We start from the raw sequence: 21000 nt of genomic DNA on the forward strand, positions 1-21000 counted from the left end.
ACACCGACATGGAGCTCATCATCAGGTGCCGCTGTGCGTAACGCAGGTCGTACCACTCGCGGGTCGCATCGTTGCCGGTGACTTCGGCGCGGTTGTTGGTGGTCAATGCCCCCAAATCGTCCTGGGCCTGGAAGAAAGAGAGCGAACGCGCCAGTGTGCCCGGTTCCAGACGAATGTCTCCGTCCATCGAGATCAGCAGGGAACCCGGCGCCGGGAGGCGCCGGGATATAGCTCTCAGGACTTCGGCCATGGCTGAGCGCTTGCCGTCCCCTTTCTGGAACATATAGCGAACTTCGATATTCTTCGGCCACCCATGCTCGTCCATGACGTGGGTGATGACATCCACGTCGGTACGGTCCGATACGGAGGCGAAGATCGTCGTCGGTACGCCAAATTCCTGCGCTTCCCGGATCAGGGCATCATAGACCTGAAAGTTGATCTGCCCCTCGATACGGAAAGAGGTGCATAGCACGAACAGCTCCGGAGGCAGATCGAGCTCGCCAACCGCGTCGGCTTCGGCGCGCATGCGCGGAAAGATGACGCGGTTGTACCAGACCGAGCGTACCGCCTGCACCGCCCACCAGGAGTAGCGCCAGATGGCAATCGTCCCGATGACGAAGAAAAACGTCTGCGATTCGGGCGAGAACACATCCGATGGCAGCCTGCCGAAAATGAAGATCAGCAGCGCTACCCCGAATATGAAAGTGGTCAGCTCCGTCACCCAACTGGCGACGGTATGATCGCGGGGAGTCGCGGACATTGGAGCTCCTTACGCCAGCACGGGACGTACGGAGTCACCCCGCCCGATACCGTAGTAGGCGAGCCCGGCAGCCTTGACGGTTTCGGGTTGGAACAGGTTGCGACCATCCACCAGCACCGGCTCCTCGAGCGTGTGGTGAAGCTCGGTGAAATCGATGGTGCGGAAGGCCTTCCATTCGGTGCAGATGACCAGCGCATGAGCGCCTTCGAGCGTGTCGTCCCTACGCTCGGCCAGCACAAGGTCCTCGCGCTCGCCATAGATGCGGCGGCATTCGTCCATGGCTTCCGGATCGTAGGCCTGCACGCGGGCGCCGGCATCCCATAGCGCTTCCATCAGCGCGCGGCTCGGCGCTTCGCGCATGTCGTCGGTGTTGGGCTTGAATGCCAAACCCCAGATGGCAACGGTCTTGCCTGCCAGCTGGCCGTCGAATGCCTGACACAGCTTTTCGAACAGCTTGTTCTTCTGCCGCGAGTTGACCCGCTCCACCGCCTTGATCATCTCGGCGGGATGGCCGATTTCCTCGGCAGTGTGGGCCAGGGCCTTGACGTCCTTGGGGAAACAGGAGCCGCCATAGCCGCAGCCGGGATAGATGAAGCTGTAGCCGATTCGAGGATCGGAGCCGATACCGTGGCGAACTTCCTCCACATCGGCGCCGAGACGCTCGGCAAGGTTGGCGACTTCATTGATGAAGCTGATCTTGGTGGCGAGCATGGCATTGGCCGCGTACTTGGTCAGCTCGGCGCTGCGTATCCCCATGAACAGCATCTTGTCACGCTGGCGGTTGTAGGGACCGTAGCACTCCAGCATGACTTTCTTGACCCGCTCCGAGTCGGTACCCACCACGATACGAGAGCCACGCGAAAAGTCCTCGATCGCGGCCCCTTCCTTGAGAAACTCGGGGTTGGAGCAGACATCGAACTCCAGGTCGACGCCTCGTTTCTCCAGCTCGGCGGCAACGGTGCGCTCGACCTTGCTCGCCGTGCCCACCGGTACGGTCGACTTGTCGACGACGATCTTGTAGTCGTTCATGTGCTTACCGACGGTTTCCGCAACCTTCAGCACGTACTTGAGGTCCGCACTGCCATCCTCGTCGGAAGGCGTACCCACCGCGATGAACTGGAGTACACCGAACTCGACTGCCTTGGCGGCATCGGTGGTGAATTCGATGCGTCCTGCGGCCTTGTTCTTGCTGATCAGATCTTCCAGGCCAGGCTCGTAGATGGGGACTTCGCCGGCATTGAGGCGTGCCACCTTGTCCTCATCGACGTCCACACACATGACCTTATGGCCCACGTCGGCCAGACACGCACCGGTTACCAGTCCGACATAGCCAGATCCGAAGATGGTGATTCTCATGATCGTCATCGCTCCTTGCTGTTTGGGCCCCATTCATCCAATCGACGCCCTCGCGACGGTCGTGACCGACGCTAGATGGCGCTTAGGGCCGTGTTTTTACTTCATTAGCGTGCCATGTAGTACGCAACTTCCACGCCAACTGGAAAAAGTTCTTTCCAATTAGTGGGTTGGCGTAATCCTGGAGGTTTTTTATTGAAGGCGGTACTGCTAATGTGTCGCCAGTAAGAGACGCGAGAGGCTCAAAGTCGACTGAGCCTTTTAGATCAAGGGTTTGATCTGTCTCTTACTGGCGACAAGGATAGGTGATGATTAAGTAAACTATTGATGAGAAATTGTTGCTGGGGAGTAAGGCCAGGTGTGGTCAATTGGCGACGCCGGTCACTGTGACGCCGATCTGGCCGCCACTCGAGCTTCCATTCGGGAGAGAAATACACCCATGATGCGCTCATAGAGCTTGCGTCCAAGCAGGCTGTCCTCGATACCTGCATCGACGTTGGGGTTGTCGTTGACCTCGATGACGACCACGCGATCTCCCGCCTGCTTGATATCGACCCCATACAGGCCGTCACCGATCAGGCGCGTTGCCTTGAGGGCGGCCTTGATCACCGAGGGTGGCACTTCGGAAGGGTCATGAGTGGTAAATCCACCGCTCTTGACCCGGGTGCCCGAGTGGTCGTAGATCTGCCAGTGTCCACGCGCCATGTAATACCGGCTGGCGAACAGGACCTGGTCATCGAGCACGCCGATACGCCAGTCGTACTCGGTCGGCAGCCACTCCTGCAGCAGCAACAGGGCCGAGTCGTCGAACAGCCGTCTGGCCTCGCGTTCCAACTGTTCCGGTGATTCGATCTTCACCACCCCGCGGGAGAAGGAGCCGTCGGGGATCTTGAGTACCAGAGGAAAGCTCAGGCCGGCCACCCGCTCGGCGAGCGGACGACGATCGCGGCGCTTGAGCAGGATACCCTCGGGCGCCGGCACGCCCCGCGCACGAAGCAGGGCATGGAGGTAGACCTTGTTGGTGCAGCGCAGGATGTCACGCGGTGAGTCGATCACCACCAACCCTTCATGTTCGGCGAGCCGCGCCATGCGGTAGGTATGGTGGTCCAGCGCGGTGGTTTCCCGGATGAAAAGAGCATCGAATTCAGCCAACCGGCCGGCATCGCGGCGGGTGATCAGCGAGACGTCGATGCCCAGCTTGCGCCCGGCTCGTATGAAAGCCTTCAGCGCGCTCGTGTTGCTGGGTGGCATGGCTTCCTTGGGGTCGACGAGGATGGCCAGGTCGAAGCGATAACGACGGCGCGCCTTGGGCGTACGCCACACCTTACGCGAATGTCGGTTGAGCGCGCTGGCGAAAAGGTCCTGTTCGTCGGCATTGAGATCGCGTAGCGCGATCGGCTTGAGCCGGGCCAGTCGCCACAGGTCATGGCGGCGGACCAGGCGCGCCTCGAGTAGCGGACAGGGCAGGCGCTCGAAAAGCTTGCGGGCAAGCCGGGCCAGTTCGGGCTGCTGACACTCACCGAACATGACTCGCAGCGTCAGGCTGTCTCCGGCGAGGCGACCTTGCCGCGCGAGCTCGCCGAGCAGGGGAGCCAGAGTATCCAGCTGCAGATCGACCAGAGCCTTGCGCGACAGCTCGTTCAGGGTCTCCACGCTGGGCAGCACCCGCTGGCCTCGGGCCTGGGCAAGCAGGGAGACGTAGTAGCCGGTGCCGAGATAGTCGAGTTCGCCGCAAAGGTTGATGACATGGGTGCTGCGGTCCTGATCGGCGGCGCTGCGGTGGCGTCGGTCCAGCGCCAGGAAGTCATCCGCACTGACCAGATCCTCGGAGGGGTAATAGGGCTGCCAGTCTTCCTGTCGATCAATGACGATACGCAAGGGGCACATGGGCGAAATCCATTCGGTTGGTGGTGCGGCGTGGCATCGCCGGATGCGGCCAGCATGCCGCTGCAAGTTCCTGTCGACAAGCGCTTCGACTGGTGAAATGATTTCATGATCCCGGCGCCCTATGCGGCGTCTCGGGGCTTGATTGAGTGCCCGCTGCTCTACTATTGATTAGCCAGTTCCGGAGAGTTTCATGTCCGTCACTCTGCGCCAGGCCCGCCCACAGGACCTGGATGCGCTCAATCGCCTGGAGCAGGTGGCCTTCAGTGGCGATCGGTTCAGTCGCCGACAGCTTTGGCACCTGCTGAATCGCGCTCATGCCGACACCCTCGTTGCCGACGACGACGGCAGGCTCATGGGTTACGGCACGCTGCTGTTTCGTCGCGGCAGCCGCCGCGCCCGGCTCTACTCCTTCTGTGTTCACCCCGAGGCGCGAGGCGGCGGACTGGGGCGTCAGCTGCTCGAGGCGCTGGAGCGCTGTGCCGTCTCACGCGGCTCCGAAGCGCTAGCGCTCGAAGTCAGGGCCGATAATCGCATCGCACTCGGCCTTTACCGGCGTATGGGGTTTCGTCTGGAGCGCTGGCTCGACGACTATTATGAAGATGGCTGCGCCGGCTGGCAGATGAGCAAGTCACTCGAAGCGGCTGAAGAAGCATCGGTCTAGGCGCGCAGGGCACGGCCGAGGCTGGTAGAATTTCCGACGTACCGGGCAACCAGGGACCAGACATGCCTTCCTTCGATATCGTTTCCGAATATGACAAGCATGAAGCCAGCAACGCCGTGGATCAGGCCAATCGCGAGATTCAGAGCCGCTTCGACTTCAAGGGCGTCAAGGCCAGCTTCGAGCTCAATGGCGACACGGTGCAGCTCGAGGCCGAGGTCGACTTTCAGCTCCAGCAGATGATCGACGTACTGCGCAATCGGCTCATCGCTCGTGGCATCGATGCCCGCTGCATGGACATTCAGGACCCGGAGCTATCCGGCGTCCGCGCTCGCCAGCAGGTCAAGCTCAAGCAGGGCCTGGAGCAGGCCGAGGCCAAGGATGTCGTCAAGCGCATCAAGGACAGCAAGCTCAAGGTCCAGGCGCAGATTCAGGGTGAGAAGGTTCGGGTCACCGGCAAGAAGCGTGACGACCTTCAGGATGTGATTGCGTTGCTGCGGGGAGAGGGCGGTCCCGATCTCGCCCTGCAGTTCGACAACTTCCGCGACTGAATAGCCCGTTGCGAAAGGCCAGACGGCTCGCCTTCGGGCGGGCTTTTTCTTTTCTCCTAACGGCGTCATAGACATGGCCGATTGGCTCGTACAGCCGAGATGCGCTTCAATGAAGGCAGCAGGGAAAGCCATCACTGGAGCTCGTGCATGCATTCGCTTCGTCGCGCCTTCTATATAGCCATCGCCTGGGTCAGCTTCGCGCTGGGGGTCATTGGCGTGTTCGTGCCGCTGATGCCGACTACCTGTTTCATGCTGCTGGCCGTTTGGGCCGCCTCGCGGGGCTCGCCGCGCTTTGCCCGGTGGATACGCGAGCATCCGCGCTTCGGTCCGACCGTTGTGGCCTGGGAGGGCGAGCGTGCCATTCCCCGGCACGCCAAGTGGCTCGCCGGTGTCATGCTGGCTTTCTCCGTCGTAGTGCTCCTGCTGACGCTCAGCCTGGTGTGGCTCAAGCTGCTGCTGGTGACCGGCCTCTCACTGCTGGGGCTTTGGATCGCCACACGCCCTGAACCCGCCCGGCTGACCAGCGAAACGGTGCGTCTGGCACGCCGCTGAGTCCATGCGCCTTTGAGCTTGTGCTGTCGGCGCCCGTACAATGGTCGCCGACCATGGACAGGAGCCTTCCAATGTCTGAACCCAAGCCGACGTATCGCCATGACTATCGGCCCCCCGCATATCGCGTCATTCACACCGAACTCTCGTTCGACCTGAACCCCGCCGCGACTATCGTCAAGGCAACGCTGCAGGTGGAGCGTGACCCGACGTGCGACGACCGCGAGCCATTCGAGCTCCACGGCGAGCAGCTGAGCCTGAAGGCCATCGCCATCGATGGTCAGACGCTGGCCGAGGGCGAGTACTCGTTGAGCGACACCGGCCTCGTCGTGCACAGCCCACCGGCATCGTTCCGCCTGAATACCGAAGTGGAGATTGCGCCCAAGGAGAACACGGCGCTCGAAGGTCTCTACCTTTCCAACGGCATGTACTGCACCCAGTGCGAAGCCGAGGGGTTTCGCCGCATTACCTTTTATCCCGACCGCCCGGACGTGATGGCCACCTTTTCGACCACCGTGATCGGCGATGCGGCGAGCCTGCCGGTGCTGCTCTCCAACGGCAACCCGGTGGCGCGAGGCGAGCTTTCCGGTGGCCGGCATTTCGTTACCTGGGAGGATCCGCATCCCAAGCCCAGCTACCTGTTCGCCCTGGTGGCAGGCGACCTGGAGAAAGTCGAAGATCGCTTCACCACCCTGAGCGGGCGCGAGGTCACGCTGCAGATTTGGGTCGAAGAGGAGAACCTGGGCAAGACCGACCATGCCATGGCCTCTCTCAAGCGCGCCATGCAATGGGACGAGGAAGCCTACGGACGGGAATACGACCTCGATCTGTTCATGATCGTGGCGGTCAACGACTTCAACATGGGCGCGATGGAGAACAAGGGGCTCAACATCTTCAACTCGGCGGCGGTGCTTACCCATCCGCATACCGCCACCGATGCCGCCTTCCAGCGGGTCGAGAGCATCGTCGCCCACGAGTATTTCCACAACTGGTCGGGCAACCGAGTGACCTGCCGTGACTGGTTCCAGCTATCGCTCAAGGAAGGTTTCACCGTCTTCCGTGACCAGTGCTTCTCCGCCGACGTCAACTCGGCGCCGGTCAAGCGCATCGAGGACGTCTCTTTCTTCCGCACCGCTCAGTTCGCCGAGGACGCCGGCCCCACCGCGCACCCGGTGCGTCCCGATCACTATATAGAAATCGGCAATTTCTACACCCTGACCATCTACGAGAAGGGCGCCGAGGTAGTGCGCATGCTGTGCAATCTGGTGGGCTGGGAGGCTTTCCGCCGTGGCAGCGATCTCTACTTCGAGCGCTTCGACGGTCAGGCGGTGACGATCGAAGATTTCGTCGACTGCATGGCCGAGGCCTCCGGGCTGGATCTCACCCAGTTCATGCTCTGGTACTCTCAGGCCGGCACGCCCGAGATCGATGCCTACGGCGAATACGACTATGCCAGCGCAGAGTACCATCTGACCTTGCGCCAGCGTACGCCGGCAACCCCGGGGCAGCCCCAGAAGCAGCCGCTGCACATTCCCGTGCGCATGGGACTGGTGGGAACCAAGTCGGGACGTGATCTCCCCCTGACGCTTAACGGGGAATCGTTCGGCAGCGATGGCGTGCTTCATCTGCGCGAGGAAGAGCAGACCTTCGTCTTCACCGATGTTGCCGAAGCCCCGATACCCTCGTTGCTGCGTGGCTTCTCGGCGCCGGTTCAGCTGCGTTTTCCATACGCCCGCGAGGACCTTGCCTTTCTGCTCGCCAACGACTCCGACGGCTTCAATCGCTGGGATGCCGGCCAGCGCCTGGCCATGCTGGCGCTAGAGGACCTGATCGCCGCCCATCGCAATGGGGTCGAGAAGGTCATGGATCAGCGTGTGGTCGACGCTTTCCGCGCCCTGCTGGAGCGTGGCGGCGACGACAAGGCGGTACTGGCCGAGATGCTGACCCTGCCAAGCGAAGCCTACATCGCCGAGCAGCAGCCACGAGTGGATGTCGAAGCGATCCACGCCGCTCGCACCTTCGTCAAGCAGTCACTTGCCGTTACCCTGCGCGACGAGTTCGTGAGCCTCTACGAGGAGAATCGCAGCGATGCGCCTTATGCGGCGGAACCCGAGCAGGTCGCCCAACGCAGCCTGAAGAACGTGGCGCTCTCCTACCTGATGGCGATCGAGGACGAACAGGCCATCGATCTTGCACGCCAGCAGTTCGATGCCGACCACAACATGACCGACGTGCGCCATGCGCTGACGCTGCTGACCCACAGCAGTCGTGACGATCTGGCGGACCCGGCGCTGCGGGCCTTCGGCGAGAAGTGGGCCCATGATTCTCTGGTAATGGACCAGTGGTTCGCCATTCAGGTCACCCGCCCTCAGGCGGACGCCCTGGATCGGGTCAAGTATCTCATGGCCCACCCGGCATTCTCGCTGAAGAACCCCAACAAGGTGCGCGCCCTGATCGGCACTTTCGCCAATCAGAACCGCATCAATTTTCATCGCGCCGACGGAGAGGGGTATCGGCTGCTGACCGACGTGGTGATCGAGCTCAACCGGCTGAACCCGGAAATCGCTGCCCGCCTGATCACGCCGCTGACCCGCTGGCAGCGCTTCGACGAGTCGCGCCAGGCGCTGATGAAGGGCGAACTCGAACGCATCCGCGCCGAGAAGCTCTCACCCAACGTGTACGAAGTGATCGAAAAGGCTCTCGCCTGAGGAAAGATAATTTCCTGAACGTAAAACAATGTGCCGCCTTTTACGGCGGCACATTGTTTCGGGCGGGGCTCAATAGATCAGCCAGCTCAATACCATCACGCCCAGTACCGCCCAGATCAGCGTGGCCACCAGGCGCCGGCTCAGCAGGGCGCGCAGGGCCAGATAGAGCAACCACAAGCCGATCAGCAGGACGCCAAGGCTGACCATGGTGGCAGGGATGCCCAGCGCGGAGGCCAGGCCATCGAAGAAGCCCCGGGCGGAGGCGCCCAGGTTGTAGAAGAATACGATCAGCAGGTCGACCACGAAGCGAATGATCTCGCCCAGTGTCTCGCCCAGCCAGGAGAAGAAATCTTGCATGCGCGGGTCCGTTCGGCTTACTCGATCATGTCGAGCACGGTGCCTACGATATCATCCATGGTGACCAGTCCCAGCAACTTGTTGTCGTCCAGTACCAGCACTCGCTTCACCACGCTATCGGTCATGAGGCTGGCCACGTGGCGCACGTCGAGCGATTCGCCGACGCCGATGGCGGGCTTGGCACAGACATCGTAGACGTTGATCAGATCGATGTCGCCGTTCTCGGCGACGATGGTCTTGAGAATATTGGTGTACGTGATCAGTCCCCATGCATCGTGGGGGTCCTGCTGCTCCACTACCAGGCTCTTGAGGTTATGGCGCTTCATCAGACTCAGCGCGTCGCGCAGGGTGGCGAAGGGGGATACCGTCACCACGTCGCGGTTCATGATGTCCTTGACCAGCATCTCGTTGTCTCCTTCAATCACTCGCTCAAACGTCGTGCCTGAGTCGCTCTTCGAAGCGCTTGATCTGCGCCATGTCGATGCCGCCGAGGTGCTCCACCGGCAGCGTCATGACCAGGCCGCGCGAATCCTCGCCGCTGGGATTGAGCACCAGGCGTATCGCCTTGAGCACTTTCAGCGAAAGTCCCTTCTCGAGGGTCAACAGCATGATGCTCTGGCTGCCCTCGTAGGTCAGTCCGAAAAAGGTCTTCTTGCGCTCACCGCCAATGCCGCGGCCGCTCATCAGCGTCATGCCGACCGCGCCGGCCTCTGTCGCGGCATCGATGCACTCCTGCTCGAGTTCTTCGGGTACGATGGCGACCAACAGCGAAAACTTCATCTTGATTTGCCTCCCCGCTTTGCCATCCACTCCATCACGATGGCATAGCTCATCACGGTCACGATAGGAAAGATCGAGGCGAAGGCAATCAGCCCGAAGCCGTCGATCAGCACATTGCGCCCCTCGATCTCACTGGCCAGGCCGATCCCCAGCGCGGTGACCAGCGGTACCGTCACTTCGGAGGTGGTCACGCCGCCCAGGTCGAAGGCCAGCGCCACGATGTAGCGGGGCGCCAGGGCGGTAAGCAGGATCACCAGCAGGTACCCCCCGATGATGTAATAGTGGATCGAGTCGCCGCTGATGATGCGATGCACGCCGATGGTGATCCCGATCGCCACGCCCATTGCCACCAGAATACGGATGACGTTGCCCTGGATCTTGCCGGCCGCGGCTTCCTCGGCTTGCTGACCCACGGCGATCAGTGCCGGCTCGGCCATGGTGGTGGCAAAGCCGATGCAGAAGGCGAACAGATAGACCCACAGCCAGGTATCGAAGCCGATCAGCTGTGCCGCCATGCTCTGGCCGATGGGGAACAGGCCGAGCTTGAGGCCCACCACGAAGGCGTACAGGCCGACGATCACCAGCGCGAAGCCTACTCCCACCTTGAGCGGGCTGGCTAGCGGATGCCGCAGCACGGCGTACTGGAAGAACAGGATGACCAGAATGATCGGCAGTACGTCGCGCAACATGCCGAACAGATCGAGAATCATGCTGACCCAGCCGGCCGGCGGGGTGACGTCGCTCTCGGCGAGCAGCGCTTCGGCTCCCCCGGCCAGTGTGCCCGGATCGGCGTAGACCAGAATGCCGTAGAGCTGCACGCTGATCATCGGGACCATGACCGCCAGCGCGACCAGGCCGAAGCCGTCGATGAGCGGATTGCGACCGCGTATCGAGGAGGCCAGGCCGATACCCAGGGCGGCGATCAGCGGCACGGTGACGATGTTGGTCGTTACGCCGCCGGAGTCGTAGGCCAGCCCCACGATCTCTTCGGGAGCGAAGAAGGTGACCAGCACCACCACGACGTAGCCGACGATCATGTACCAGTGCAGCGGGTGGCCAAGGATCACCCGAAACACCCCCAGCGCCATCACCAGCCCCACCGAGCCTGCCACGATCAGACGCAGGGTGAGGGCGTCGATCCGGCCGTCGCTGATCATGGCGGCCTGTTCGGCCACGGCGATCAGGGCTGGCTCCGCCACGACAGCGGAGAAGCCGATGGCAAAGCCGAACAGCATCAGCAAAGGCATCGAGCCGCGTTTCGTGAACTGGTTGGCGAGGCGCTTGCCTACCGGGAAGATGCTCAGCTCGAGACCTTGCAGGAACAGAGCCACCCCCAAGGCGACGATCAGTAGCCCCAGCGCCATGCTGAGTCCACCCTCCGGCCACTCACGCAAGAGCAGGGCCTGGAACGCCACCACGACCACGATGATGGGCAGCAGGTTGCGCAGGGCATGGACCAGTGCGTGAACGAAATCCTTGAGTTGCGCTACCAAGTCCGACTCCCTGGGAATGATCGCTTGGGCGAGATAAGCCGCCGCAAGGTGCGCGCATCTTGGCAGGCGACTGGCTCGTACGGCTGCCACACTATACCATCGGCTTATGACATTGAGCAGGCGCTAATGCAGGCTCCGCCATTGATGTATATCAAGTTCTTGGCGTTGGTGTCGGACGGGAGAGAGCGAATGAATGTGACATTGATCGTCGTGCTGGTCGTGGTGGCTTTGCTGGTGGTCTACGGGGCCAGCATCTATAACCGCCTGGTGGCGCTGAAAAACCGCTATCAGAATGCTTTTGCCCAGATCGAAGTACAGCTCAAGCGACGCTATGACCTCATTCCCAATCTGGTCGAAACCGCCAAGGCCTACATGGCACATGAGCGCGATACGCTCACCGCCGTGACCGAAGCCCGCAATGCGGCTCTCGCCGGGCTCAAGTCCGCGGCGGCAAGGCCGGGCGAGCCGGGCGCCATGGCCGAGCTGGCTGGCGCGGAAGGCGCATTGGGTGCCGCCCTGGGTAGGCTCAACGTCGTGATGGAGGCGTACCCCGACTTGAAGGCATCGGACAACATGCGCCAGCTGTCCGAAACCTTGACCAGCACCGAGAACCGTGTCGCTTTTGCTCGTCAGGCCTTCAATGACGCCGTCATGCAGTACAACACCTACAAGCAGAGCTTTCCGCCGGTGTTGCTGGCAGGCCCCATGGGACACCGCGAAGATGCGGCACTGCTGGAGTTCGACGATAGCGCCGAGATCCAGGCGGCGCCTCGCATCAGCTTCTGACGGTACGCGACGATGGATTTCTTCGGTGCCCAGGCACGTGCCCGCCGCCTGACCCTATGGCTGATGCTGCTGTTGCTCGTCGCCGTGCTCGGCATGATCGCAGCCGCCGTGGCGGTCGTGGCGCTGGCCATGGCGCTGCTGGATGGCGGTCAGCAGGGTGGCGATCCTCTCACGCTGCTGCTCGACCCCTGGCTGTTGGGTGCGGTGGCGAGTGGTGTGGTACTGGTAGTAGGCCTGAGTAGCTTGGCCCGTCACTTTCAGCTGCGTGCTGGTGGGGCCGCCGTAGCCGAAGCTCTTGGTGGCAGGCCGCTCAATGCCGACACGCGGGATGCCGATGAGCGCCGGTTGCTCAACGTGGTGGAAGAGATGGCCATTGCCGCGGGGCTGCCGGTACCGGCGGTTTATCTGCTCGACGAACCGGGCATCAACGCTTTCGCTGCCGGACATACGCCGCAAGATGCCGCCATCGGTATCACGCAAGGGGCCATTCGCAGCCTCTCCCGGGACGAGCTGCAAGGTGTGATCGCCCACGAGTTCAGCCATATACTGCATGGAGACATGCGGCTCAACATGCGTCTCGTGGCGCTGCTGTACGGCATTCTGGTCATTGGTCTCGTCGGTCGCATGCTGCTGCGCGGTATGGCGACTCGGCGCGCAGTGCGCAGTTCCCGGCAGGGCAATGGCCATATGGTGCTGCTGGCAGCGGGCGTGGCGCTGATGCTAGTGGGCTTCATCGGTACGCTCTGTGGCAACCTGATCAAGGCCGCGGTCAGCCGCCAGCGCGAGTTTCTGGCTGACGCCAGCGCCGTGCAATATACCCGCAACCCCGAAGGTCTGACCGGGGCCCTCAAGCGGGTGGCGGCGCACGCCTACGGCTCCGAGCTGCGGGCCACCCAGGCCGAAGAGTTCAGTCATCTCTATTTCAGTCGTGGTTTGCCTGGGCTGCGTGGATTGAGCGCGACGCATCCGCCGCTGACGACCCGCATTCGTCGCCTCGAACCCGGATGGGACGGGCAACTGCCCGAGCCTGGTGAGCCTGAGCACCGCGAAACGGCCGACGCCGAGCCGCCGCAGGGCGCTCGCGGCGAGATGACGGGCGAAAGCACGTTGGGTTTCGCTGGTGGAATGTTGTCGCAGCGGGTCGGAGAGCCACGCCATGCGGACCTTCGACAGGCCCATGGGATCCTGACAGAGATCGACGGGGAGCTGCTGCAAGCCGTGCACGATCCCTATGCGGCGCGAGCCGTGGTCTATGGCATCTTGATGGGGGCCGACCCAACGAGCCGGACGCAGCAGCGCGAGGCGCTGGTTGAAGCGGCCATGCCGGAGGTGCTCGCTGAGCTCGAGCACCTCGAACGACCGCTTGCGGAGATTCGGCCGGGGCAGCGGCTGGCGTTGATCGAGCTCTGCCTGCCCGTGCTCAGGCAGCTCTCGGTGGCCCAGTACGCACGGCTGCACGATTGCCTCGGCCGCTTGATGGCGGCCGAGCACCGGCCGGGCGCCCTGCAATGGGCCTTGCACCGATTGATCATGGCGGGCAGTCAGGGAGAGCCGCCACGTCGGGGCAGAAGGCTTGCACTGGCCCAGGCCGAGCCTGCGGTGGCGCAGCTGCTGTCGAGCCTGGCACTGGCAGGGGGTGAAAACGAGGCCGAGGCAAGAGCCGCCTATGACACGGCGGCCGAGCGGTTGGGTCTTGCCGAGGCATTCATCCCTCAAGCGGCAACGCCGCAGCTGCTCGATCAGGCGCTCGAGCGCTGCGTTTACCTGGCAGAGGATGACCGTGTCAGACTGCTCGATGGCATGATCGACTGCGTCAAGCACGATGGTCGGGTATCCCCTCGTGAGGCGGAGCTGCTGCGCGCCGTGGCTTGGTCGTTGAATTGTCCATTGCCGTTGACTGCGTTGCGGTGACGCGCCCGATTCGGGATCGTTTCACCATGACGTTGTCCAACTCACGAAGCAGCATGAATCTGCGGTTTGTTTGCAGTGGCTGCCGGGCTCTGCTGGAATAGGGCCCTTTTGCTGGTCTCATATGGATGGGAGAAAGCCGATGGCCAAGACACCCTGGATACCTGCCGCCGTGGCATTCACGCTTGCCCTCGGGCTGGCTGGCTGCGGCGAGAATGGCGAAGAGGCTGGCACCACGGCTCAGCCTGACGAATCGGTCAACGAAGCGGAGCCTGACATCGAGGTGACGGAGCAGGAGCCGGAAACACCGCCGCCCGCTGCTGAGGAGGAGGTGCCCACCGAAGATGAGTCGCTACCTGCGATCCCTGAAGAGGAAACCGAGCTCGAGCCCGATGAGGAGATCGAGGCCGATGCCGATACCCTGGGGGAGTCGCCGGTGGACACGCTGGAGGAGGGGGGGGCGCTTCCCGGCGAGCCGACTCGCTCCGATATCGATGCCATCATCGAAGATACCGAGCGTCGCTTCGAAGAGGCGCAGCGCCAGATCGATCAGCAGTTCGAGGAAGTGGAGCAGAGCCCACCCGCGCTCGAGCCCATGGAAGGCAATGGCGAAACGCGCATCGAGCCAATGGGTGGCGATGAAAACGACGCTTCCTCGGCGATCGATCGGGAAGCGGAGCGAACCGGGGAAGTGACGCAGTCGGACGTCGACGCCTGGCTCGAAGAGACTGAGCGCCGCTTCGAAGAAGCACAGCGTCAACTGGAGCAGCAGTTCGAAGAAGCCGAGCGCAGCGAGACGGGTGAAGCGCCGCGCTTCGACATCGAGTGACGAACGGGCGATGAAAAAAGGCCCACTCCGTGAGAGGAGTGGACCTTTTCGTCAGGTTGCCAGACCCATGGAAGAGCTGGCCCCGGTGTCAGCCGAGGTAGAGCCTCAGTTGGCCAGCCGGATGTTGGAGGCCTGAAGGCCTTTCTTGCCCTGGGTGACCTCGAAGGTCACCTTTTGACCGTCCTGCAGGGTCTTGAAGCCTTCAGCCTGAATCTCGGAGAAGTGTGCGAACAGATCATCCCCGCCGTCGTCCGGAGAGATGAAGCCATAGCCCTTGGTGTCGTTGAACCACTTGACAGTGCCGGTTGCCATTGTCGTTTTTCCTTGCTTACAGATGGATCGTCCCGGGCCCGCGGTGTCGCGATGCCCCAAGTGCATGACCGAGAGGTGAGGCGCGCAGTACAGCAAGACGGCCTCGGCTTCTTGCCATGCAGCGAAAGCCACTCCTGGAGAGCGCTGTTTAGGGGTGACGCGCTCCAGCCATGACTTTCACTCAATCCACTTTAGTTAGAAAAATTCCAAGCGTCCAGACAATCGATGGCCCGGAATGGGCCGTGTGAACGGAGCCACCGACATGGTAGATGCGCAGTTCTGGCCCTTCCTGATCGCCATTACCTTGCTGTCGATGAGCCCTGGCGTCGACACCCTGCTGGTCATTCGCAACACGGCCCGAGGTGGGGTTCGCGATGGTGTGCTGACCAGCCTGGCGATCTGCTGTGGCCTGTTCGTGCATGCCACGATTTCGGCGCTGGGTATCTCGCTCATCCTGCTGCAGTCGGCCTGGGCCTTCAGCGCCCTGAAGTTGGCCGGTGCAGGGTATCTTGTCTGGCTGGGCATCAACGGCCTTCTGGCAGCACGGCGCGGACAAGGGCTGCCGCTCGGATCCGTGCAAGGCGGGCAGGAAGCCGTGCCGATTTGGCGGCCGATGCGCGAAGGGTTGCTGTCCAATGTGCTCAACCCCAAGACCGTGGTCTTCTACATGGCGTTCCTGCCGCAGTTCATTGCCCCGACGGATCCGGCGCTGCTCAAGTCATTGTGGCTCGCCGGGGTCCATTTCGTGGTCGCCAATGTATGGCAGATCGCCATCGTCTTCATGGTGGGCAGTGCGGGCCGCTGGCTCGGCAGCCGGCTCTTCGCGCGCGCGCTGAACGGTGCAACGGGAGCGGTGCTCATCCTGTTCGGGGTCAGGCTGGCACTTGAACGTCAGCCGGCCTGACCTCGACTGGGTCAGGCCGGCCTGCCCGCCGTCAGTTACGAGCGAGAAGGGACGCGTCGTAGCGCACCGTCTTCTCCGCCTGGCTGAGCATCGATACGCCTTCGCTGCTGCCGCCGTTGGCCAGGCTCTCGAAGATCACGCGATAGGAAAGCACCGCCTGGACGTAGTCACGGGTCTCGCGGAAGGGAATCGACTCGACGAAAAGGTCGAACTCCTCCGGTGCGTCACGCAGCCAACGATCCACCCGGCCGGGGCCCGCGTTGTAGGCTGCGGCGGCGGCAAGACGGTTGCCCCGGTAGCGGTTGGTCATGTCGCGAATGTAGGTGCTGCCCATACGAATGTTGAGCTCGGGGTCGAGAACGCCGTAGGGGCCGGGGTCGCTGATGCCGAGCTGACGGCTGAGCTGGGTGGCGGTTCCCGGCATGATCTGCATCAGGCCGCGAGCGCCGGCCGGCGAAAGTGCCACGGGGTTGTAGGCGCTTTCCCGCCGGGCTATGCCCATCAGCAGGTAGGGATCTACCCCTGTCTGCTGGCCCCAGTACATGAAATGCTCGCGATAGGCTTCCGGAAAGCGCCAGTCGAGCGCGTCCCACAGCTGTGCGGTGATGGTCGTCTGTACCAGCCGGGCATGCCAGCCACGCCGCTTGGCATAATCGGCCAGCGCCCTGACCTCTCGCGGTGAGGCCGTGGCCGCGGCATGCAGCCATTCACTGTTGGCCAAGCCGTCCTCGCCGATGCGCATCAACGCTTCGGTACGTTGCACGGTGGGCCAGCGGGACACTTCGTCGCGAAAGCTCTCGTCGAAGTGGCTGCGTTCCAGGTTCAACGAATAAGGGCGTCCGATACGATCCGCTGCGGCGAAGCCAAAGAAGTTGCGCCCCTGAGCGGCCCGCGCATAAGCCACTTCCGCCCGTTCCGAGTCGCCCATCTGCTCGTGCGCGCGTGCCCGCCAGTATTGCCAGCGGCTATCGTCCCGGCTGTCGTCGGGAAGCATGTCGATCCAGCGCAGGGTGTCGACCCAGTCGCGGTTGGCCAGGGCGTGGCGGATACGCAGCTCGAGCACGCGAGTGGTGGCGATCCGCGGCAGGGCCTCGTCGACCCATGACAGATTGTGATCGATGCCTCGTACCAGAGAGTAGAAGGCGAGATCTTCTTCTATCGCATGGCGGTGGCGATCTTCGATCGGCAGGTGAGAGGAGATCTTGCGCCATGCTTCCATGGCCGCTTCGGTATCGGCACGCGTGAATCCATGCATGGCGGAAGCGAACAGCGGACCGCTGCCGCGACACTCCGGGCCGATGCAGGTAGGCACGCGTGTGATGTCGGCGTAGCTGCGCTGCAGCCTGTCCACGGCATCGATGCCCTCTTGCCAGCGACTGCCGAGCTGTCGACCAAGAAAGCTGACTAACCCGGTTTCGCCTTGCTCCCAGGCCAGCATCTTGCGCTCCCAGATGTCCTGCTCGGCGATATCGCCGCTGGCACGCAGGCGGCTGAACAGGGTGTCGCAGGCCGAGGGCTGCGAGCGGCCGACGTGCCATAACCGACGGCCGCCCTCGGCTGCCGCCACAGGATCGCTGCCGAGCAGCGCCGTATAATAATGGCACTGACGCTCGGTGCCGCTGGGCTCGCCATCTGCCACAGCGAGCAGGCTGCCGTAACGCCCGGCGTCGCCGTAACGACTGATCGCCTGGCCGCGCATCCATTCGCCGAGAGGTGAGTCCTGATAGCGTTCGATGAAGTCGAGTACCTGGCCGGGTTCCACCTGGGGCAGACGACTACGCAGACGGTGGTATTCCACATAGCCTTCCAACACATGACCCTCGATGGCGGCCTGGTCGATGCGCTGCCACTGCTGGCTGCGAGCGGCTTCGAGTGCCGTACGCAGAGCGCTGTCGCTGGGCTGGGCATGCGCGGAGACGGTGAAGCTCAAGGCTGCAGCGGCCAGCCAGCCAGCTGCGCGGTGCAAGGGAGAAAAATGGCGCATGTAAACGGCCTCCGGGCGGCGATGACGAACCCTGTATCCTGGCCTATCGGAGCCGTTTTGAGTAGACCATTGCAGCGCTTTCTCGTTCGGCCTCGCTGCTGTCAGTTATGTCACGCTTGTCTCGCCGCTGGCCGCCGTCTAGTCTGGCTGAACTGGATCAAACGCTTGTTGGGGGAAAGAGTGAGCGCAAATGCCGAGCCATACGATGGGTCTGCCACGGCAGACCGAAGCCCTGACGCCTGGCGAGCTGGCCTGGCCCGTTTCGTCAATGTCATCCCGCATACCCGGGAGCTCGGCCTCGAGGTGGTGGAGGTTTCCCCCCCTTGGGTGAAAATGCGCCTGCCCTGGCGTGACGAGCTGCTGGGCGACACCGAGCGGGGTCTTGTCCACGGAGGCGTGCTGACCATGCTGCTGGATACGGTTTGCGGCTCCGCCGTGCTGTGCGGCCTGCCATCTCCCGAGGTCTGCCCCACGCTGGACCTGCGAGTCGATCACTACCGGCCGGCCCTGGCCGGGCAGCCGATCATGGCCGAAGCGCGAGTGCTGAGGGTGACCGGCGCGATGGTATTCACTGAGGGTACGCTGTGGCAGGAGCCGGAACGGCCAATTGCCCGCGGTATCGGCAATTTCGTCCGCCTCGGACCTCGTAATACGCCGCCGGGTTTCGCCGAGGCGCTATTCGGAGATACCGGTCATGACTGAGAGCTTTCATGATGCGACCTGGCTGGCCAGAACCCGTGCCGAGGGCGACGTCACTGCCTGGCTCGAGCGGCTGCCCTATGCGCGCTACGTGGGAATTTCCGCCACTCCGGACCCCTCGGGCGGTGGCCTGGTGTTCCATATGGAGCCCCGCGAACACAATATCGGCAACATCCTGCTGCCTGCTCTGCATGGCGGCGTGGTTGCCGCCTTCATGGAAACCGCCGGCACCCTCGACCTGATGCTCTCGGCCCGCGAGCCGAGGCTGCCACGTATCGTCGACTTCTCCATCGACTACTTGCGCACGGCGCGGGTAGTGACCACCCACGCCAGATGCCAGCTACTGCGCGAAGGGCGTCGGTTGGCCAATGTCCAGGTCACGGCCTGGCAGGACGACGAGAACGAGCCGGTGGCCACCTCGCGCCTGCACCTGGTGCTGGGCACACCCGAACCGAACGACGCTTGAAATACCGGATACGGACCCCATATCGCTGAACAGTTCAGGAGCAGCGGTGCCATGCGCCGCTGCGGGTTCAAGCCATGAGGTAACCGATCCATGTCCACGACCGCTCACGAGGAAACGCTCGGCTTCCAGACCGAGGTGAAGCAGCTGCTGCACCTGATGATCCACTCCCTGTACTCGAACAGGGAGATCTTCCTGCGGGAGCTGATTTCCAACGCCGCCGATGCTTGCGACAAGCTGCGCTATGCCGCTCTCGACAACGATGCCCTCTACGAAGGCGACAGCGAGCTGCGCATCGAGATCGAGCACGATGACAAGGCACGGACTGTGACCGTACGCGACAACGGCATCGGCATGAGCCGCGACGAGGTGATCAAGAACCTCGGTACCATCGCGCGCAGCGGCACCGCCGAGTTTCTCAAGCAGCTCTCCGGCGAGCAGCAGAAGGATGCACGCCTGATCGGTCAGTTCGGTGTCGGCTTCTACTCCAGCTTCATCGTCGCCGACGAGGTCACGGTGCGAAGCCGCAGGGCGGGTACGGACAAGGCCGAGGGCGTCGAGTGGCGCTCGAAGGGCGAAGGGGAGTTCACCGTCGCCGACGTCGAGTGCGAGCGGCACGGCACCGAGATCGTTTTGCACCTCAAGAAAGATGCCAAGGAGTTCGCCGACGATTTCCGCCTGCGCGGGCTGGTACGCAAGTACTCGGACCACATCGAGGTTCCGGTGCGCATGTCCAAGGTCGAAACGGCCAAGGACGACGAGGGCAACACCATCGAGGGCAGTGAGGTTACCAGCTGGGAAACCGTCAACGAGGCCACGGCGCTGTGGGCGCGGCCCAAGGGTGAGGTTTCCGACGATGAGTACAAGGCGTTCTACAAGCACGTGGCTCACGATTACAGCGACCCGTTGTCCTGGAGCCATAACAAGGTCGAAGGCAAGCTTGAATACACAAGCCTGCTCTACGTGCCGGGGCGCGCACCGTTCGATCTGTTCGAGCGTGACGGCTCCCGCGGGGTCAAGCTCTACGTCCAGCGCGTCTTCATCATGGATGACGCCGAGCAGTTCCTACCGCTTTACCTGCGTTTCATAAAGGGTGTACTGGACACTCGCGAACTGTCGCTCAACGTCTCCCGCGAGCTGCTGCAGCAGGATCCCAAGGTCGAGAAGATCAAGAGCGCTCTGACCAAGCGGGCATTGGACATGCTCAAGAAGCTGGCCAAGGACAAGGAGGCCTATCAGACCTTCTGGAACGTATTCGGCAGCGTGCTCAAGGAGGGCCCGGCGGAGGACTTCTCCAATCGCGACAAGATCGCCGAGCTGCTGCGCTTCTCCACCACCCACACCGACAGCGCCACCCAGGACCAGTCGCTGGCCGACTACCTCTCGCGCATGAAGGAAGGGCAGGAGAAGATCTACTACATCGTCGCTGACGGTTTCAACGCAGCCAAGTCGAGCCCGCACCTGGAGATCTTCCGCAAGAAGGGCATCGAAGTGCTGCTGATGCACGACCGCATCGATGAGTGGCTTATGAGCCATCTGCAGGAGTTCGAGGGCAAGCGCTTCGTCGACGTGGCCAAGGGTGAGCTCGACCTCGGTGAGATCGAGGGCGAGGAGGAGAAGAAGGCTCAGGAAGAAACCGCCAAAGCCAAGGAGGATCTGGTCAAGCGGGTCAGGGAGTCGCTTGGCGATCATGTGCAGGAGGTGAAAGTGACTCACCGCCTCACCGATTCTCCGGCCTGCGTGGTACTGCCCGAGCACGAGATGGGCTTCCAGATGCGTCGCATCATGGAGGCCGCCGGCCAGAAAATGCCGGAGGTGAAGCCGATTCTCGAACTCAACCCGGCGCACGCGCTGGTGGCAAAACTCGAATCGGCCGAAGGTGAGCGCTTCGATGATCTTGCCTTGGTGCTGCTCGACCAGGCCATCATTGCCGAGGGCGGCCATCTGGATGACCCGGCGGCCTACGTGCGTCGCCTCAATACCCTGCTGACGTCGTGATTCGCACTAGCAAAACCCCCT

General features: G+C 62.7%; 20 protein-coding genes. 11 read left to right on the top strand and 9 right to left on the bottom strand.

Going from position 1 to position 21000, the window contains the following annotated elements:
* The 3 genes from AC2VNO_RS08405 to AC2VNO_RS08415 all read right to left on the bottom strand — a co-directional run.
* A partial coding sequence (locus AC2VNO_RS08405) for a glycosyltransferase (RefSeq protein ID WP_486933707.1) occupies positions 1 to 760 on the bottom strand: 760 nt, incomplete at its 3' end.
* A gap of 9 nt (positions 761 to 769) precedes the next feature.
* Positions 770 to 2116 carry a UDP-glucose dehydrogenase family protein gene (locus AC2VNO_RS08410; RefSeq protein WP_486933708.1) on the bottom strand — a complete coding sequence of 449 codons (1347 nt, stop codon included), beginning with the start codon at positions 2114 to 2116 and terminating at the stop codon, positions 770 to 772.
* A 378-nt stretch (positions 2117 to 2494) separates the two neighbouring features.
* Positions 2495 to 4000, bottom strand: coding sequence for a RimK family protein (locus tag AC2VNO_RS08415; protein WP_486933709.1), 1506 nt, complete (start codon positions 3998 to 4000; stop codon positions 2495 to 2497).
* A 190-nt stretch (positions 4001 to 4190) separates the two neighbouring features.
* Here AC2VNO_RS08415 and AC2VNO_RS08420 point away from each other — a divergent pair, with 190 nt between their 5' ends.
* The 4 genes from AC2VNO_RS08420 to pepN all read left to right on the top strand — a co-directional run bounded on the left by AC2VNO_RS08420 (position 4191) and on the right by pepN (position 8466).
* A complete protein-coding gene (locus AC2VNO_RS08420; RefSeq protein WP_486933710.1) occupies positions 4191 to 4661 on the top strand; it encodes a GNAT family N-acetyltransferase in 471 nt (156 codons plus the stop codon).
* 62 nt (positions 4662 to 4723) lie between these two features.
* On the top strand, positions 4724 to 5209 hold the full coding sequence (locus tag AC2VNO_RS08425; protein ID WP_486933711.1) for a YajQ family cyclic di-GMP-binding protein: 486 nt from the start codon (positions 4724 to 4726) through the stop codon (positions 5207 to 5209).
* 147 nt (positions 5210 to 5356) lie between these two features.
* A complete protein-coding gene (locus AC2VNO_RS08430; protein ID WP_228573482.1) occupies positions 5357 to 5761 on the top strand; it encodes a YbaN family protein in 405 nt (134 codons plus the stop codon).
* Between the two features lie 71 nt (positions 5762 to 5832).
* Positions 5833 to 8466 (top strand): aminopeptidase N, encoded by a 2634-nt coding sequence (gene pepN, locus AC2VNO_RS08435; protein ID WP_486933712.1) that lies wholly within the window; start codon positions 5833 to 5835, stop codon positions 8464 to 8466.
* A 69-nt stretch (positions 8467 to 8535) separates the two neighbouring features.
* Here the strand turns inward: pepN and AC2VNO_RS08440 are convergent, their stop codons facing one another.
* Genes AC2VNO_RS08440 through AC2VNO_RS08455 form a run of 4 tightly spaced genes read right to left on the bottom strand, consistent with a single transcriptional unit; the run spans position 8536 to position 11096 of the window.
* Positions 8536 to 8823 carry a hypothetical protein gene (locus tag AC2VNO_RS08440; protein WP_486933713.1) on the bottom strand — a complete coding sequence of 96 codons (288 nt, stop codon included), beginning with the start codon at positions 8821 to 8823 and terminating at the stop codon, positions 8536 to 8538.
* A gap of 17 nt (positions 8824 to 8840) precedes the next feature.
* Complete coding sequence (locus AC2VNO_RS08445; protein ID WP_010627336.1) at positions 8841 to 9227, bottom strand: CBS domain-containing protein; 387 nt, start codon at positions 9225 to 9227, stop codon at positions 8841 to 8843.
* Between the two features lie 25 nt (positions 9228 to 9252).
* The gene (locus AC2VNO_RS08450) at positions 9253 to 9603 is read right to left on the bottom strand and encodes a P-II family nitrogen regulator (RefSeq protein ID WP_486933714.1); all 351 of its coding nucleotides are present in this window, start codon (positions 9601 to 9603) and stop codon (positions 9253 to 9255) included.
* A complete protein-coding gene (locus AC2VNO_RS08455; protein ID WP_486933715.1) occupies positions 9600 to 11096 on the bottom strand; it encodes a DUF1538 domain-containing protein in 1497 nt (498 codons plus the stop codon). Before AC2VNO_RS08455 ends, AC2VNO_RS08450 begins: the two co-directional genes overlap by 4 nt.
* Before the next feature lie 189 nt (positions 11097 to 11285).
* On the opposite strand from AC2VNO_RS08455, the gene AC2VNO_RS08460 reads away from it, so the two are divergent.
* The 3 genes from AC2VNO_RS08460 to AC2VNO_RS08470 all read left to right on the top strand — a co-directional run bounded on the left by AC2VNO_RS08460 (position 11286) and on the right by AC2VNO_RS08470 (position 14619).
* The gene (locus tag AC2VNO_RS08460) at positions 11286 to 11882 is read left to right on the top strand and encodes a LemA family protein (RefSeq protein WP_486933716.1); all 597 of its coding nucleotides are present in this window, start codon (positions 11286 to 11288) and stop codon (positions 11880 to 11882) included.
* A 12-nt stretch (positions 11883 to 11894) separates the two neighbouring features.
* Positions 11895 to 13793, top strand: coding sequence for a M48 family metallopeptidase (locus AC2VNO_RS08465; RefSeq protein WP_486933717.1), 1899 nt, complete (start codon positions 11895 to 11897; stop codon positions 13791 to 13793).
* A 139-nt stretch (positions 13794 to 13932) separates the two neighbouring features.
* Positions 13933 to 14619 (top strand): hypothetical protein, encoded by a 687-nt coding sequence (locus AC2VNO_RS08470; protein WP_228573488.1) that lies wholly within the window; start codon positions 13933 to 13935, stop codon positions 14617 to 14619.
* Positions 14620 to 14724: 105 nt separating this feature from the next.
* Here AC2VNO_RS08470 and AC2VNO_RS08475 read toward each other — a convergent pair whose 3' ends face one another.
* Positions 14725 to 14931: a cold-shock protein gene (locus AC2VNO_RS08475; protein WP_102626783.1), complete on the bottom strand. Its 207-nt coding sequence runs from the start codon at positions 14929 to 14931 to the stop codon at positions 14725 to 14727.
* Positions 14932 to 15193: 262 nt separating this feature from the next.
* On the opposite strand from AC2VNO_RS08475, the gene AC2VNO_RS08480 reads away from it, so the two are divergent.
* A complete protein-coding gene (locus tag AC2VNO_RS08480; RefSeq protein ID WP_486933718.1) occupies positions 15194 to 15835 on the top strand; it encodes a LysE family translocator in 642 nt (213 codons plus the stop codon).
* A 31-nt stretch (positions 15836 to 15866) separates the two neighbouring features.
* Here the strand turns inward: AC2VNO_RS08480 and AC2VNO_RS08485 are convergent, their stop codons facing one another.
* Positions 15867 to 17819: a transglycosylase SLT domain-containing protein gene (locus AC2VNO_RS08485; protein WP_486933719.1), complete on the bottom strand. Its 1953-nt coding sequence runs from the start codon at positions 17817 to 17819 to the stop codon at positions 15867 to 15869.
* 180 nt (positions 17820 to 17999) lie between these two features.
* Here AC2VNO_RS08485 and AC2VNO_RS08490 point away from each other — a divergent pair, with 180 nt between their 5' ends.
* The 3 genes from AC2VNO_RS08490 (at position 18000) to htpG (ending at position 20979) form a co-directional block, all read left to right on the top strand.
* Positions 18000 to 18521 (top strand): PaaI family thioesterase, encoded by a 522-nt coding sequence (locus AC2VNO_RS08490; RefSeq protein WP_486933720.1) that lies wholly within the window; start codon positions 18000 to 18002, stop codon positions 18519 to 18521.
* Positions 18514 to 18984 (top strand): PaaI family thioesterase, encoded by a 471-nt coding sequence (locus AC2VNO_RS08495; protein ID WP_486933721.1) that lies wholly within the window; start codon positions 18514 to 18516, stop codon positions 18982 to 18984. Before AC2VNO_RS08490 ends, AC2VNO_RS08495 begins: the two co-directional genes overlap by 8 nt.
* Before the next feature lie 90 nt (positions 18985 to 19074).
* Entirely contained in the window at positions 19075 to 20979 is a 1905-nt protein-coding gene (gene htpG, locus AC2VNO_RS08500) for a molecular chaperone HtpG (protein ID WP_486933722.1), read from the top strand.
* Positions 20980 to 21000 lie beyond the last annotated feature (21 nt).

It is taken from the genome of Halomonas sp. TH-94, assembly GCF_057473365.1.